Raw genomic sequence first — 13,887 nt, 5'->3', positions numbered from 1 at the left:
GACATGCCCGTCAGGGAAGATTGTCGCGCAGGAATATGTCGATGCGGATGCGCTCCTGGGCAGCGACCGGGTCGAGCCCGTCGGCGCGCGCCTTCAGCACCCGGATCGCGCTGCGCACCTCGTGGCCGCAATCCTGGTTGATGACCGCGTCGATCAGGCCGTCGGCCAGTGCCCGGCGCGAGTGCTCGGTGACCTCATGCGCGACCACGGCGGGTCTCGCGCCGCGATGGCCGCTCAGCGCCTCCACCAGGCCGCGATTTCCGGCGCCCAGATTGTAGATGGCCGTGATCTCCGGATGGGCGTCGAGCGCCACGCTGACGACCTTGCGCACCATGTTGGAATCGTCGCGGCCCTCCACAGGTCCCATGATCGAAAGCTGCGGAAACTCGCGTGCCATCACCTCGGCAAAGCCGCTGGCCCGACCCGTGTGGTCCGACAGCCGCATCGAGCCCGCGACCACCAGCACCTTTCCGGAGGGCCGGGAGGCAAAGCGGCCGATCAGGCCGGCGGCGGTGCGCCCGGCCGCCACATTGTCGATGCCGCAGAAATGCGAGCGGCGCGAGCCGGGCAGATCGGAGACCAGCGTGACCACCGGCACGCCGTCGGAGACCAGCCGGTCGACGGATGCCACGACGCTGGTGGTGTCGGTCGCCACCAGCGCCACCCCGGCCACCTCGTCGGCGGAAAGCCTGTCCAATGCCGCCGCCATCGCCTTGGCGTCGAAGGCCGGCACGGTGACCAGGCGGATGGAGGTCCGCTCATCCGACGACCGCTCGCTGGCTGCGTGAACCTCGCGCTCCAGATTGCGCATGAAGCTGTTGGGACCTTCGGGAAGGATGAAGACCAGCGGATAGACGCGTCTCCGGGCCAGGTTGGCGGCCGTCACGTCGCGGACATAACCCAGTGACTGCACCGCCGTCTCGACCTTGGCGATGGTCTGCCGGCGCACCCCGGGGCGGCCGTTGAGCACACGGTCGACGGTGGCCAGGCTGACGCCCGCGATGGTGGCGATGTCGTGCACAGTGGGTCGCATGCAGTCCTCCCCGGACACGCCGCCTCCTTGAGGCCCCGCAGCCTCATCCGGTCGGCTGTTTAGCCGAGTTCCTGAGGTACGTAAATCATTTTGTTCGCGCGCCTCATCGGCGACCGGAATTCCGCCATCAGCGACCGGGCCGTCAACCCGCAACGGCGGCGATACTTGACGGCGCCGATGCAATATGGCCTAACGCGGCCCATGCCGGGGCGGCCTCCGGGTGTTGACGGGGCCGTGTGACCGGCGCGGCGAAACGCCCGCGCATGCATCTGCTGCGACCGGACTGACAATCGAGCGACGATCATCATGGCAAACACTGCGACGCGGGTGCGGATTGCACCGTCTCCGACCGGCGAACCGCATGTGGGCACGGCCTACATCGCCCTTTTCAATTATCTCTTCGCCAAGAAGATGGGCGGCGAGTTCATTCTCCGCATCGAGGACACGGACGCACAGCGTTCGACCCCCGAATTCGAACAGAAGGTGCTCGACGCGCTGAAGTGGTGCGGCCTGACCTGGTCGGAAGGCCCTGATGTCGGCGGCCCCTATGGCCCCTATCGCCAGAGCGAGCGCAAGGATATCTACCGTCCATATGTCGACAGGATCGTCGCCGGCGGCCACGGCTTCCACTGCTTCTGCACGCCCGAGCGGCTGACGGCCATGCGCGAGGCGCAGCGCGCCAGCGGAAAGCCACCGAAATACGATGGTCACTGCCTTGGTCTGTCGGCCGAGGAGGTCGGCACCCGGCTTGCCGCCGGCGAGCCGAATGTGGTGCGCATGAAGATCCCGACCGAGGGCGTGTGCAAGTTCACCGACGGCGTCTACGGCGAAGTCGAGATTCCGTGGGACGCCGTCGACATGCAGGTGCTGCTCAAGGCGGACGGCATGCCGACCTACCACATGGCCAATGTGGTCGACGATCACATGATGAAGATTACCCACGTGGCGCGCGGCGAGGAATGGCTGTCCTCTGTGCCCAAGCACATCCTGCTCTACCAGTATCTCGACCTCGAGCCGCCGGTTTTCATGCACCTGTCGCTGATGCGCAATGCCGACAAGTCGAAGCTCTCCAAGCGCAAGAACCCGACATCGATCTCGTATTATTCGGCGCTCGGCTACATGCCGGAAGCGCTGATGAACTTCCTCGGCCTGTTCTTCGTGCAGATCGGCGAGGGCGAGGAGCTGATGTCGATGGACGAGCTCACCGGCAAGTTCGACCCCGACAACCTGTCCAAGGCCGGCGCCATCTTCGATGTGCAGAAGCTTGACTGGCTCAACGGCCGCTGGCTGCGCGAGAAACTGACGCCGGAGGAGTTCATCGCCCGCGTGCTCGACTGGGCGTCGGAGAACGGCCGCCTGACCGAGGGCCTCAAGCTGGCGCAGAGCCGCATCTCGAAGCTGGGCGAATTGCCGCAACTGGCGGGCTTCATGCTGGCCAGCGACGTCGGACTGACTCCGGACTCCTTTGCCAGGCTGAAGACCTCGCCGGCGGAAACGCTGGAGATCCTCACCACCGTCCAGACCGATCTGGAAAAGATCCTGGAATGGAACGTCGCCACCATCGAGGAGGAACTGCGCGCGATGTCCGAACGGATGGGCAAGAAGCTGCGGGTCGTCACGCCGCCGCTGTTCGTCGCCGTTTCCGGCAGTTCCCGCTCGCTGCCGGTGTTTGATTCCATGGCACTGCTCGGCCGTTCGGTCGTCCGCCAGCGCCTCAAGGTGGCGGCCGCAGTGGTCGCTTCGATGGTCGAGCCCGCCTGACTGAAGAGAGACACGAGATGACCGACACGACCACCGCCGCCCTGTCTTCCGATGTCACCGAGGTGCGCGCCCAGAAGCTGGCGCTTCTGCGCGAGAAGCTCGACACCGTCTACCCGGCGCATTTTCACCGCTCGATGACCAATGTCGAGCTGGCGGACAAATATGCCGACCTCGAGCTGGACACGGAATCCGGAGACATCGTCACCGTGGCGGGCCGCGTGCATTCGTCGCGCAACTCCGGCATGTTCATGGACATCCACGACGCCTCGGGCAAGATCCAGATCTTCTCGCACAAGGACACGACGCCTGAAGAGGCGCGCTCGCTGCTGCCGCTCATCGATCTCGGCGACATCATCGGCGTGACCGGCATGGTCCGGCGCACCAAGCGCGGCGAACTGACCATCAATGCCCATGATATCACCATGCTGACCAAGGCGTTGCTGCCGATGCCCGAAAAGTGGCACGGGCTGACCGACATCGAGATGCGCTACCGCAAGCGCCATCTGGACATCATGACCAATGAGGATTCCAAGCTGCGCTTCCAGCAGCGCTCGAGGATCGTTTCCGGTATCCGCCGCTTCATGGAGGACGACGGCTTCATGGAAGTCGAGACCCCGATGCTGCATTCGGTGTATGGCGGCGCCACCGCCGAGCCGTTCAAGACCCACCACAACACCCTCAAGCTGGACATGTATCTGCGCATCGCGCCGGAACTGTTCCTGAAGCGCACGCTGGTTTCCGGCCTGAGCGACAAGGTCTTCGAGATCAACCGCAATTTCCGCAACGAAGGCGTTTCCACCCGGCACAATCCGGAATTCACCATGATGGAGTGCTACTGGGCCTATGCCGACTACGAGGACATCATGGACCTCGTCGAACGGCTGTTCGAGCGGCTGGCCATCGCCATTCACGGCAAGACGGAGTTCCCCTTCGGCGAGACCGAGATGTCCTTCAAGGGCCCGTTCCGGCGGGTGCCGATGCCCGACGCCGTCAAGGAGGTCACCGGAATCGACTTCCTCGCCATGAAGACCGACGAGGAGGCCCGCGCGGCGGCAAAGGCTGCCGGTTTCGAGGTCGAGAAGGACTGGACCTGGGGCGAGTGCCTGGCCTTCATCTTCGAGGAGAAGGTCGAGGCGACACTGATCCAGCCTGCCCATGTCACGCATTTTCCGAAGGACATCTCGCCGTTTGCCAAGGAGGTTCCCGGCGAACCGCGGCTGGTCGAGCGGTTCGAGACCTACTGCAACGCCTGGGAACTGGGCAACGCCTTCTCGGAGCTCAACGATCCGGAGGAGCAGCGCAAGCGCATGGTCGAGCAGCTCGAGCAGTCCCATGCCCGCGGCGAGAAGGACAAGCAGCTTGACGAGGAATTCCTCTCCGCCATCGATCAGGGCATGCCGCCCGCCGGCGGGCTCGGCATCGGCGTCGACCGGCTGATCATGCTGCTGACCAATTCGCCGTCGATCCGGGACGTCATCCTGTTTCCGGCCCAGAAGAACCGCGCCGAGTAACGACTTTCGCGCCCGGCATCGCCGGCCCGAGCGGCTGGCTCAGGCTCCGGCGGCATCGACCGGACGGCGGACCGTCGCCCAGATCAGTGTGCGGCAGGTTTGGCGTGCGCGTCCGGGGCGGCTGCGTGCTCGGCGGGCTTGTCGTGGCCGGCCGCCGGTTTTCCATGACCACCGGCCTTGGCCGCCGTTGCGGCTTCCGCCTCGGCCTTGGCGAGATCGCCATCGCAGCCCTCGATCTTGTCGATCGAGGCCATCGACTTCTCGATGTCGGTCACGCTCATGTCGATCCTGTCGCCGAAATACAGGCCGGCGGACGTCGGCTGGGTGTCGATGTAGCGCACCTCCCAGGACCGGGTGGTGGCGCGGGTGCGGTTGAGATCCGGGGCATGGACGACTTCGACGCCGACGGCCGGACCGCGCAGGTCCGTTCGCTGCTGCGGGCCGTGGACATCGGTGACCAGCACCGTGACCAGATCCGCATGGCGGGACTCCGTCAGCACCCGGGCAAGCCGCAGGCCGGTCCGGACGCGCATCGCCGGATCCTGGTCATCGGTGCGGATGACCGAAAACAGCCGCACCTCGCCGGCGCGCTTGAAGGCTGCGTGATAGATGGTGTCGCAGTGGCCGCCGGCGGGCTCGCCGAGACCCGGGATCAGGCCGCCCGGCGCGGCGAACATCACCGCAGCCGTCCCCGAAGCGCCCAGGATGACCAGGAAGCCTCCGGCCAGGACGGCCAGCTTGCGCGACAGATGAAACGCGCTGAACAGTCGGCGCTTGGCAGCGGCCATGACCCAAAAAACCCTTACGCACTACGAGCGTCAAAGTCTAAGGGCTCAGCCTTTCACAAGTGTTAAGCGGCCGCGCCGGCATCAGCGAGCTCTCATATGCGCGGCGCGCAGACCAGCCCGCACGCCTCCGGACACGTCGGCCGAACCGCTTCAAACGCCCCAGCGCAATGCCGCTGTCCGCACCGGCGCATCCCAGAGCGCGAGCAGATCGTCGTCGAGCAGCGCCAGGGTGATCGAGCAGCCGGCCATGTCGAGCGCCGTGACATAGGACCCGGTGAGCGAGCGGGCGATCTGCACCCCGTGCCCCTCGAACAGCCGGCGGGCGCTGTGATGCATCAGATAGAGCTCCATCAGCGGCGTGCCGCCGAAGCCGTTGACGAACAGCAGCGCATTGCGGCCCGCCACCTGGCCGAGGTCCTTGACGATGCCCTCGCACATCTCCGCGGCAATCGCGTCGGCTGTTGCCAGTGGCGCCCGCCGCCGTCCGGGCTCGCCATGAATGCCGACCCCGAACTCCATCTCCCCCTCGCCGATGTCGAAGGTCGGCTTGCCGGCCGCGGGAACGGTGCAACTGGACAGGGCCACGCCGAAGGACCGGCAGGCGCGGTTGACGCGTTCGCCCAGCGCCTTGAGCCCGGCCAGATCCATGCCCTGCTCGGCGGCGGCGCCGACGATCTTCTCGACCACCAGCGTCCCGGCCACTCCGCGCCGACCGGTGGTGAACAGGGAATCCTCCACCGCGATGTCGTCGTTGGTGATCAGTTGCTGCACCTGGGCGCCGGTCATGTCCGCCATCATCTCGGCGGCCATGTCGAAATTCATCACGTCGCCCTCGTAGTTCTTGACGATGAAGAGCACGCCCGCGCCGGTATCGACGGCCTGCGCCGCCTCCACCATCTGGTCGGGCGTCGGCGACGTGAAGACCTGCCCGGGACAGGCGGCGTCGAGCATGCCGATGCCGACGAAGCCCGCATGCAGCGGCTCGTGACCCGAACCGCCGCCGGAGACCAGCGCCACCTTGCCGGGCCTGAGCTCGCGCCGGCGGACGAACTTGCCCGAGCCGTCGAGTGTGACGATATCCGCATGGGCCTGCGTGAACCCCGCAAGGCTTTCAGACAGGATCGTGTCGGCGCCATTCATCAGTTTCTTCATCTCGTCCCCCCTCGCCCCTGCGGACGCTTCAATTCTCGGTTTCGCCGGTGATCAGGCTGATCTTGTGCGCGAACTCGACGATGGCCTGGTCGAACATCCGGTTCTTCTCCTCGTCGCCCATGTCCGGCACCATGATCGACAGATGCCGCAGGCGCTTGCCCGTGACCGGCTTCGCCAGCCGCCCGGGATGGGCGAGGCGATAGGCGGCGAGGAATTCCTGCTGCTCGGCCGGGCTGAAATGGCAGACCGAGAACACGATCGGCAGATGCGGCGCCGGCAGCGGCGTGGCATAGGCGGCCGACGTGATCTGGGTGACGAAGCTGCGGTGCTTGCCCAGTGCGTCGGCCAGCCGCTGCCGCGTGCCCGAGGGCCGCTTGTCCACCACCCGCGCCAGGATGAGCTTGTAGGCGCGGATCGTCTCTTCGCCGGTCGGGCTGGCCATGACTAGCTTTCCCCCTCGGTGACCACCGCGCTCGTCCTCGACCAGGCGCGGACCGCGGCCTTCACCGCCGCCAGCTGGGCCGGGGCGACCGACAGCCGCCGCAGCCCGGCGGCGAGCAGCAGCGGAACCAGCTTCGGATCGCTTGCCGCGTCGCCGCAAAGGCTGACCTCGATTCCGGCCGCCGCACCATGGGCCGCGACAGTGCCGATCAGTCTGAGAACCGCCGGATCGGCCGCGCTGGACAGCGCGCCCAGGGCCGCATTGTCGCGCGAGGCAGCCAGCACATACTGGGTCAGGTCATTCGAGCCAATGGAGAGGAACGCCGCCCGGAAAAAGCGCTCGGGTGTCACCGCGACCGACGGCACTTCGACCATGATGCCGATCTCCGGCATGGCATGGGCGATGCCGCGTCCCGCCAGTCCCTCGGCCTCCTCGGCAAACAGCGCCAGGGCGCTGTCGATCTCGCCGGGCACCGAAACCATCGGCAGCATGACCTTGAGCGCGCCCCGCGGCGCGGCGCGCAGCAGCGCCCTGATCTGCACCCGGAAGATCTCCGGCTTGGCCAGCGACAGCCGGATGCCCCGCATGCCCAGGAACGGATTGTCCTCGGCGATGGTCAGGCCCTCCACCGGCTTGTCGCCGCCGGCGTCGATGCTGCGGATGGTGACCGGCTTGCCGGCCGCCCATACCAGCACCTTGAGATAGGCATCGAGTTGCGTGGCCTCGTCGGGCAGTCCGTGGGTGCCGCCGAACAGGAATTCGGTCCGCATCAGCCCGACCCCGTCGCAGTGGCCGATCGGAATGCGGCCGACATCGCCGGGCTGGGCGATGTTGACCATCACCGCCACGGCCTCGCCGTCGGCGGTGGACGCCGGGCGGTCCACATCTCTGCCGGCGGCGGTCGCGGCCGCGCGGCTTGCACCCCGGGTCTCGTCAAACTGCGTCCGGCTGATCTCGTCGGGATGGATCAGCAGCACGCCGCTTTCCGCATCCAGCAGCGCCGCCGCCAGGTCGGGCACGGCTCCGAATCCGATGCCGACCAGTGCCGGTATGCCGCGCGACCGCGCCAGCATCGACACATGGCTGCTGACGCTGCCCGCCCTCAGCGCCAGCCCTCCGCCCTTGTCCCAGTCCTGCGCCAGGAAATGGCTGGGCGACATGTCGGTCGCCACCTGGATGGCGCCGGGCGGCACCGGCTGCTGCACCGCGCCGGTGAGGATATCGAGCACCCGGTCGCGGATGTCGGCGAGATCGGCCGACCTGGCCTGGAAATACGGGTCATCCGACGCGCGGTAGTCCTCGACCTCGAGATCAAGCACTTTGGCCCAGGCATTGAATGCCGTCACGCCGCTCTGGATCCGCGCCAGGCTGGCGTCGACGAATGTGTCGTCCTCGAGCATCGCCAGCTGGAACTCGATGATGGAGGCGGCCTCCTCGTCGAGCCCCCTCATGCTGTCCGCGGTCGCTTCGGCGGCAGCCGCGACCGCCTGGCGCAGGGCCGCCTCTTCTGCCTCGGCCGAACCCAGCGGCCGATAGGACGTGCGCGCTTCACCGACGATGTGGATCGGCCCCGCCGCAAATCCGGGACTGGCGGTCCTGCCGCTAAGCCTGATCAGGTCCGGCATCGCCCTGGCCTTCATCGAAATGCCGCTCGACCAGCGCGCGCAGCGCGGCAACCGCCTCGCCGGACTGGTCGCCCGAAGCCCGCAGCAGGATGCGCGTGCCCTTCGGCGCCTTGGCGCCCATGACCTTGACGATGCTCTTGGCATTGAGCCACGGCCCCTCCGAGCTCAGGGCGATCTCGACCGAGCAGGGATAGAGCTTGGCAAGCTTGGTGAACTTGACCGACGGCCGTGCATGCAACCCGACATCGTTGCTGATGATGACTTCCGCGGTCGCAAAGCCGGTCATGAATATGGTCCTTTCGTCCTGCTCATAGCGGAGACAGTTCCTCCGCCGTGGCTACCACGCTGCTGAGCGCAGCGCCACCGGAGGCCTCGGTCGCCGCCATGATGGCGCCTTCCACGATCGGTGCGTTGCAGATGACGATCCGCGATGCCCGCGGCTCGCCGATGAACTCGATCGCCATTTCCGAATTGGTTTCCGCACCGCCGAGATCAACCAGCACGGCGACGCCGGCCTCCGACCAGACGGACTCGATGGCATTGGTGATCGCCTCGACGCTGGTGCCGAGCCCGCCCGAGGGGTCGCCGCCGCACCAGGCGAGCGGCACCTCGTCTCCGACCATCTGGCGCACCATCTGCGCAGCACCCTCGGCCACCAGCGGCGAATGCGAAACAATGACAATGCCGACATTCATGCGCAACTCTCCTTCATGGCTGTTGTTCCAGCATGCTCGCTGCCACCGAGGCCAGCAGCGCCACCGAGGCCGCCCCGGGATCCATATGGCCGATAGACCGCTCGCCCAGGAAGGAGGCCCGGCCGCGCGTGGCCAGAATCGGTATCGTCGCCTCCGCAGCCTGCCCCGCAATGGTTGCGATCTCGCCGACGGACTTGCCGTCCTCGAGCGCCGCCTGCATCGGGAAGAGCACGTCGAGCAGCGTCTTCTGGCCCTGATGCGACTTTCCGCGCGCGGCTACCGCCGCCACCGCCTTCGAAAAGGCTTCAGTGAAGCCCGCCCGGTCGAACTCCTCGGGCAGTTCCTTGCCGAGCGTCATGAAGAAGGTGCCGACAAGCGGCCCGGACGCCCCGCCCACGGTCATCACCAGCTTCATGCCGGCCGCCTTGAGGGCTTCGGGCAATGGCTTGGCTGCCAGTGTGTCGAGATCTGCCGCCACCGCGTCGAAGCCGCGCTGCATGTTGGCACCGTGATCGCCGTCGCCGATGGCCCGGTCCAGCTCTGTCAGCCGTTCGGCATTGTCCGCAACCGCGCTCGCCATGGCGGTGACGAGAGCCCGGAAATCATCGCTCGACAGCCGTGTCATCGCGTCCTCCCGACCAGCTCAGCCATGGGAAATCCTCCTGTCGTCGGCGCCGAAGAACAGCGGCTCCCTGAGCCGGATCGCCACCGCGTCCCCAGCTTTGAAGCCCGAATAGGGGTCGGCGAGCAACGTGATTCTCCGACCGTCCACCGCAATGTGCAGGTGGTTCTGGTCGCCCAGATGCTCGATCCAGTCGATCCTCGCATTGGCGGCGGCCCCGGCAGCGGCCTTCTCGACTTCCACATGCTCCGTTCGGGCGCCGATCGTCCGTGTGCCCCGCGGCACCGATTGGCACGGGATCAGGCCCGGCTCGACCAGATTGATCTGCGGATTGCCGAGCCTCGCCGCCACATGCAGGTTGGCGGGACTGGTGTAGATGTCGCGCGGGGTGCCGAGCTGGACCAGTTCGCCGCCGGAGAGAATGCCGATGCGGTCGGCCATGGTCATCGCCTCGATCTGGTCGTGGGTGACATAGAGCAGTGTCGAGCCGACATCGCTCTGGATGCGCTTGAGCTCGAGCCGGAGATCGGCGCGTAACTTGGCGTCCAGCGAGGACAGCGGCTCGTCCATCAGAAAGATCGATGGCTTGCGCACCAACGCCCGGCCGATCGCCACCCGCTGCATTTCGCCGCCCGACAATCTGGTCGAGCGGCTGTCGAGCTTGTGGTCGATGCGCACCAGCCCTGCGATCTCCCGCACCCGGGCGTCGACCTCCGCGGCCGGCAGACGCCGGGCGGGGGAGCGCAGCGGGAAGGCCAGGTTGTCGTAGACCGAGAGATGCGGATAGAGCGAATACTGCTGGAACACGAAGGCGACGTCGCGCTCCGCCGGAGAGCGCGCGGTGACCTCCTCGCCCCCGATGGTCACCGACCCCGCATCCGGGCGCTCCAGGCCGGCGATCAGCCTCAGCGTGGTCGTCTTGCCGGCGCCGGTCGGACCCAGCAGCACCACGAACTCGCCGTCGGCAATGGTGAGGTCCAGCCCGCTCACCGCCGCCGCGGCGCCGAAGCTCTTGCTCAGTCGCGAAAGCCTGACTTCAGCCATGGTGGACCTCCGGAGCGGGCGCCGTGCGGATAGCCTTGCCGCCCTGCCGGCGAAACAGCGTCAGCTTGGGTGTATCGAGATCCAGTCCGACGGTTTCGCCGCGGGTCACACGCAGCCCGGCGGACACCCGCGCCTTGCAGAATCCGTCGGCCGTCTCGACCACGACGATCTGCGTGGTGCCGAGATATTCGACGCCGTAGACCGAACCGCGCAGCGTCGCGCTGTCATTGAAACGGATGTGCTCCGGCCGGACGCCGAGCGCCACCGCTCCGCCGTCGAGGTCCTCGACCACCTCGGGGACCGCCACCTCCGCCGCACCGATGGCGACGCTGCGGCTGCCCTTTGTGAGAGCGCTGGTAACGGCAAGGAAATTCATCGGTGGCGAACCGATGAAATCGGCGACATACATCGAGGCGGGTCGGTCGTAGATCTCCTGCGGCGTGCCGAACTGCTCGATGACGCCATGATTCATCACCGCGATCTTGTCTGCCATCGCCATGGCTTCCAGTTGGTCGTGGGTGACATAGACCGTCGTCGCATGGATCCGCGTATGCAGCTCCCGCAATTCGCGCACCATGACATTGCGGAACTCCGCATCGAGCGTGCCCAGCGGCTCGTCCATCAGGAAGCATTTCGGCCGTCGCACGATGGCGCGCCCGAGCGCCACCCGCTGCCGGTCGCCACCGGCCAGGCCAGAGACCGGTTTCTCGAGGATATGGTCGATCTGCAGAAGCCGGGCCGTGGCCTCGACCTGCCGCTTGATCTCGGATCGCGACACGCCCTGGGCCAGCAGCGGAAAGCCGATGTTCCGGCGCACGTTCATGTGCGGATAGAGCGCGAACAACTGGAAGACGAAGGCGATGTCGCGGTCGCGAGCCCGGTTGAAGGTGACGTCCTCGCCGTCGAGCAGGATGCGACCGGCGGTCGGCAGTTCCAGCCCGGCGATCATCCTCAGCGTCGTCGTCTTGCCGCAACCCGAGGGGCCCAGCAGCGCCAGAAACTCTCCGTCCTCGACAGTGAAGCTCGAGTCCTTGAGCGCGACGAAGTCGCCGAATTTCTTGTTGAGGTTCTCGATGCGGATCTCGGCCATCCATCTACTCCGGGAACTTGGAGACGACGATGAACATCACCGTTCCGACCAGCATGGTGATGAAGGAAAAGGTGTAGAGCACCAGCGCGAAGGGCTGGAACAGCATCAGGAAACCGAGGCCGATGAGACCGATGGCAATGTTCTCCAGGATGCCGCGCCGGAGATAGACCGGCCATCGGCCTTGCCTCTTGGCGATTGTCTTGCCGCTCATTTGCGCACCGCCCCGAAGGTGATCCCGCGCAGGAGCTGCTTGCGCAGAAGGATGGTGAAGACCAGGATCGGCACCAGGAAGATGGTGGTGCCGGCGGCTACCGCCGGCCAGTCCTGGCCGCCCTCGCCGATGATCGTCGGGATGAAGGGCGGCGCCGTCTGCGCCGTGCCCGAGGTCAGCAGCGCCGCAAACGCATATTCGTTCCAGGCGAAGATCAGGCAGAAGATGGCGGTGGCGGCGATCCCGGTGGTGGCCTGCGGCAGCACCACCTTGAAGAAGGCGCCCATGCGGGTGTAGCCGTCGATCATCGCCGCCTCCTCGTATTCGCGCGGGATCTCGTCGATGAACCCCTTGAGCAACCAGACGGCGAGCGAGACATTGACCGCGGTGTAGAGAAGGATCATGCCGAGCGCCGTGTCGGAGAGGCCGAGCTCGCGGTACATCAGGTAGATCGGGATCGCCACCGCGATCGGCGGCATCATCCGCGTCGACAGGATGAAGAACAGCAGGTCGTCGGCAAGCGGCACCTTGAATCGCGAGAACCCGTAGGCGGCCAGCGTGCCCAGGAACACCGCGCAGAACGTGGATCCGAAGGCGATGATCAGCGAATTGACGAAGCGCGGCAGGAAGTTCGACTGCCCGGCGATCACCATGTTGCGCTTGCGCGTGGTCTCGTCGCAGAAGCTCGTCGCCGGGGGCAGCGAGGCGATGTACTCGGCCGTCTGCCGGGTGCGCGTCGTGAACAGGTTGCAGTAGCCCTCGATGCTGGGCTCGAACAGGATCTTCGGCGGATAGGCGATCGAATCGGGCGGCGTCTTGAAACTGGTGGCAAAGATCCAGAACAACGGCACCATGGTGATGACCGCGTAGAGGATGACGATGGCGCCGGCGACCCGCTTCGAGGTCAGGCCCGGTTCGACGACGGAGTGGGCGGCGGCGCTCATCGGTTCTTCACCCGGTTCAAGACTTTGACATAGATGTTGGCGAGGCCGAAGACGGCGACGAACAGGATGATGGCGAAGGCGGAGGAATAGCCGGTGCGCCATTTCTCGAATGCCTCGCGCTTGAGCGTGATCGAGGCCACCTCCGTCGTCGAGCCGGGTCCGCCGCCGGTGAGCAGATTGACCATGTCGAACATTTTGAAGTTCTCGATGCCGCGGAACAGCACCGCCAGCATGATGAAGGGCAGCGCCATCGGCAGCGTGATCGACCAGAGCTGCCGCCAGTGCGAGGCGCGGTCGACCTCCGCCGCCTCGTAGATGTAGTCCGGGATCGAGCGCAGGCCGGCCAGGCAGATCAGCATCACATAGGGCGTCCACATCCAGGTATCGACGATGATGATCGCCCACGGCGCCAGATGCACGTTGGACAGCATCTCGATCTCTGTCGGCGAAATGCCGGTGAAGAATGACACCGCATAGGCGAACAGGCCGATCTGCGGCTGGTAGAGAAAGCGCCAGAAATTGCCCACCACCGCCGGCGACAGCATCATCGGCACCAGGATGACCGTGGTCCAGAAGGCATGCCCGCGGAACTTGCGGTCGATGAGGTAGGCGAGCGTGAAGCCGATCAGGGTTTGCAGCGCGATGGTCCAGAAGACGAAATGCGCGGTGGCCTGCATGGCGATCCAGATGTCCTGGTCACCGAGGATGCGCTGGTAATTGGACAGCCCGACATTCTTGACGATCTCGTTGGGCCGGTTGGCGCGGTAGTTGGTGAAGGAGAGATAGATCGCCCAGATCAGAGGAAAGATGTTGATGGCCAGCAGCAGCAGCATGGTCGGCGTGATGAAGAGCCAGGCAAGGCCCTTGTCGCTCAAGCCCCGCACCTTGCGCGCCAGGGGCACCGGAGTGGCGGCGGCAAGCCGTTCGGCAGTGCGGTCGAGTACGCTGGATTGGCTGTCGGTCACCGGC

Annotated in this window: 15 protein-coding genes; 2 read left to right on the top strand and 13 right to left on the bottom strand. The window is 66.1% G+C overall.

Going from position 1 to position 13,887, the window contains the following annotated elements; genetic code table 11:
• Window positions 1-10 precede the first annotated feature (10 nt).
• Window positions 11-1,033, bottom strand: coding sequence for a LacI family DNA-binding transcriptional regulator (locus DFR52_RS21925; RefSeq protein ID WP_110034218.1), 1,023 nt, complete (start codon window positions 1,031-1,033; stop codon window positions 11-13).
• A 306-nt stretch (window positions 1,034-1,339) separates the two neighbouring features.
• Between DFR52_RS21925 and gltX the strand changes: the two genes are divergently transcribed.
• Complete coding sequence (gene gltX, locus DFR52_RS21920) at window positions 1,340-2,794, top strand: glutamate--tRNA ligase (RefSeq protein WP_110034216.1); 1,455 nt, start codon at window positions 1,340-1,342, stop codon at window positions 2,792-2,794.
• Between the two features lie 17 nt (window positions 2,795-2,811).
• Window positions 2,812-4,305 carry a lysine--tRNA ligase gene (gene lysS / locus DFR52_RS21915; RefSeq protein ID WP_110034214.1) on the top strand — a complete coding sequence of 498 codons (1,494 nt, stop codon included), beginning with the start codon at window positions 2,812-2,814 and terminating at the stop codon, window positions 4,303-4,305.
• An 83-nt stretch (window positions 4,306-4,388) separates the two neighbouring features.
• Here lysS and DFR52_RS21910 read toward each other — a convergent pair whose 3' ends face one another.
• From DFR52_RS21910 to DFR52_RS21855, 12 genes are all read right to left on the bottom strand, one after another.
• Complete coding sequence (locus DFR52_RS21910; protein ID WP_110034213.1) at window positions 4,389-5,093, bottom strand: hypothetical protein; 705 nt, start codon at window positions 5,091-5,093, stop codon at window positions 4,389-4,391.
• A 150-nt stretch (window positions 5,094-5,243) separates the two neighbouring features.
• Window positions 5,244-6,245: a dihydroxyacetone kinase subunit DhaK gene (gene dhaK, locus DFR52_RS21905; protein ID WP_110034211.1), complete on the bottom strand. Its 1,002-nt coding sequence runs from the start codon at window positions 6,243-6,245 to the stop codon at window positions 5,244-5,246.
• A gap of 28 nt (window positions 6,246-6,273) precedes the next feature.
• Window positions 6,274-6,687, bottom strand: a complete 414-nt coding sequence (locus tag DFR52_RS21900) for a hypothetical protein (RefSeq protein ID WP_110034210.1) — start codon at window positions 6,685-6,687, stop codon at window positions 6,274-6,276.
• Window positions 6,688-6,689: 2 nt separating this feature from the next.
• Entirely contained in the window at window positions 6,690-8,312 is a 1,623-nt protein-coding gene (locus DFR52_RS21895; RefSeq protein ID WP_110034208.1) for a putative PEP-binding protein, read from the bottom strand.
• The gene (locus DFR52_RS21890; protein ID WP_110034206.1) at window positions 8,290-8,598 is read right to left on the bottom strand and encodes an HPr family phosphocarrier protein; all 309 of its coding nucleotides are present in this window, start codon (window positions 8,596-8,598) and stop codon (window positions 8,290-8,292) included. The genes DFR52_RS21895 and DFR52_RS21890 overlap by 23 nt, the downstream gene beginning before the upstream one ends.
• 22 nt (window positions 8,599-8,620) lie before the next feature.
• Window positions 8,621-9,007 (bottom strand): dihydroxyacetone kinase phosphoryl donor subunit DhaM, encoded by a 387-nt coding sequence (gene dhaM / locus DFR52_RS21885; protein ID WP_110034204.1) that lies wholly within the window; start codon window positions 9,005-9,007, stop codon window positions 8,621-8,623.
• Between the two features lie 13 nt (window positions 9,008-9,020).
• Entirely contained in the window at window positions 9,021-9,632 is a 612-nt protein-coding gene (dhaL, locus tag DFR52_RS21880) for a dihydroxyacetone kinase subunit DhaL (RefSeq protein ID WP_110034203.1), read from the bottom strand.
• 18 nt (window positions 9,633-9,650) lie between these two features.
• Entirely contained in the window at window positions 9,651-10,673 is a 1,023-nt protein-coding gene (locus DFR52_RS21875) for an ABC transporter ATP-binding protein (protein ID WP_110034201.1), read from the bottom strand.
• Complete coding sequence (locus DFR52_RS21870; protein ID WP_110034199.1) at window positions 10,666-11,763, bottom strand: ABC transporter ATP-binding protein; 1,098 nt, start codon at window positions 11,761-11,763, stop codon at window positions 10,666-10,668. The genes DFR52_RS21875 and DFR52_RS21870 overlap by 8 nt, the downstream gene beginning before the upstream one ends.
• Window positions 11,764-11,767: 4 nt before the next feature.
• Window positions 11,768-11,974, bottom strand: coding sequence for a hypothetical protein (locus DFR52_RS21865; RefSeq protein WP_110034198.1), 207 nt, complete (start codon window positions 11,972-11,974; stop codon window positions 11,768-11,770).
• Complete coding sequence (locus tag DFR52_RS21860; RefSeq protein WP_110034196.1) at window positions 11,971-12,918, bottom strand: carbohydrate ABC transporter permease; 948 nt, start codon at window positions 12,916-12,918, stop codon at window positions 11,971-11,973. The genes DFR52_RS21865 and DFR52_RS21860 overlap by 4 nt, the downstream gene beginning before the upstream one ends.
• Window positions 12,915-13,883 carry a carbohydrate ABC transporter permease gene (locus tag DFR52_RS21855; protein WP_110034195.1) on the bottom strand — a complete coding sequence of 323 codons (969 nt, stop codon included), beginning with the start codon at window positions 13,881-13,883 and terminating at the stop codon, window positions 12,915-12,917. The genes DFR52_RS21860 and DFR52_RS21855 overlap by 4 nt, the downstream gene beginning before the upstream one ends.
• Window positions 13,884-13,887 lie beyond the last annotated feature (4 nt).

The sequence above is a fragment of the Hoeflea marina genome, from assembly GCF_003182275.1.
Lineage (GTDB): Bacteria > Pseudomonadota > Alphaproteobacteria > Rhizobiales > Rhizobiaceae > Hoeflea > Hoeflea marina.
This window is presented reverse-complemented; position numbering and strand designations above follow the sequence as displayed.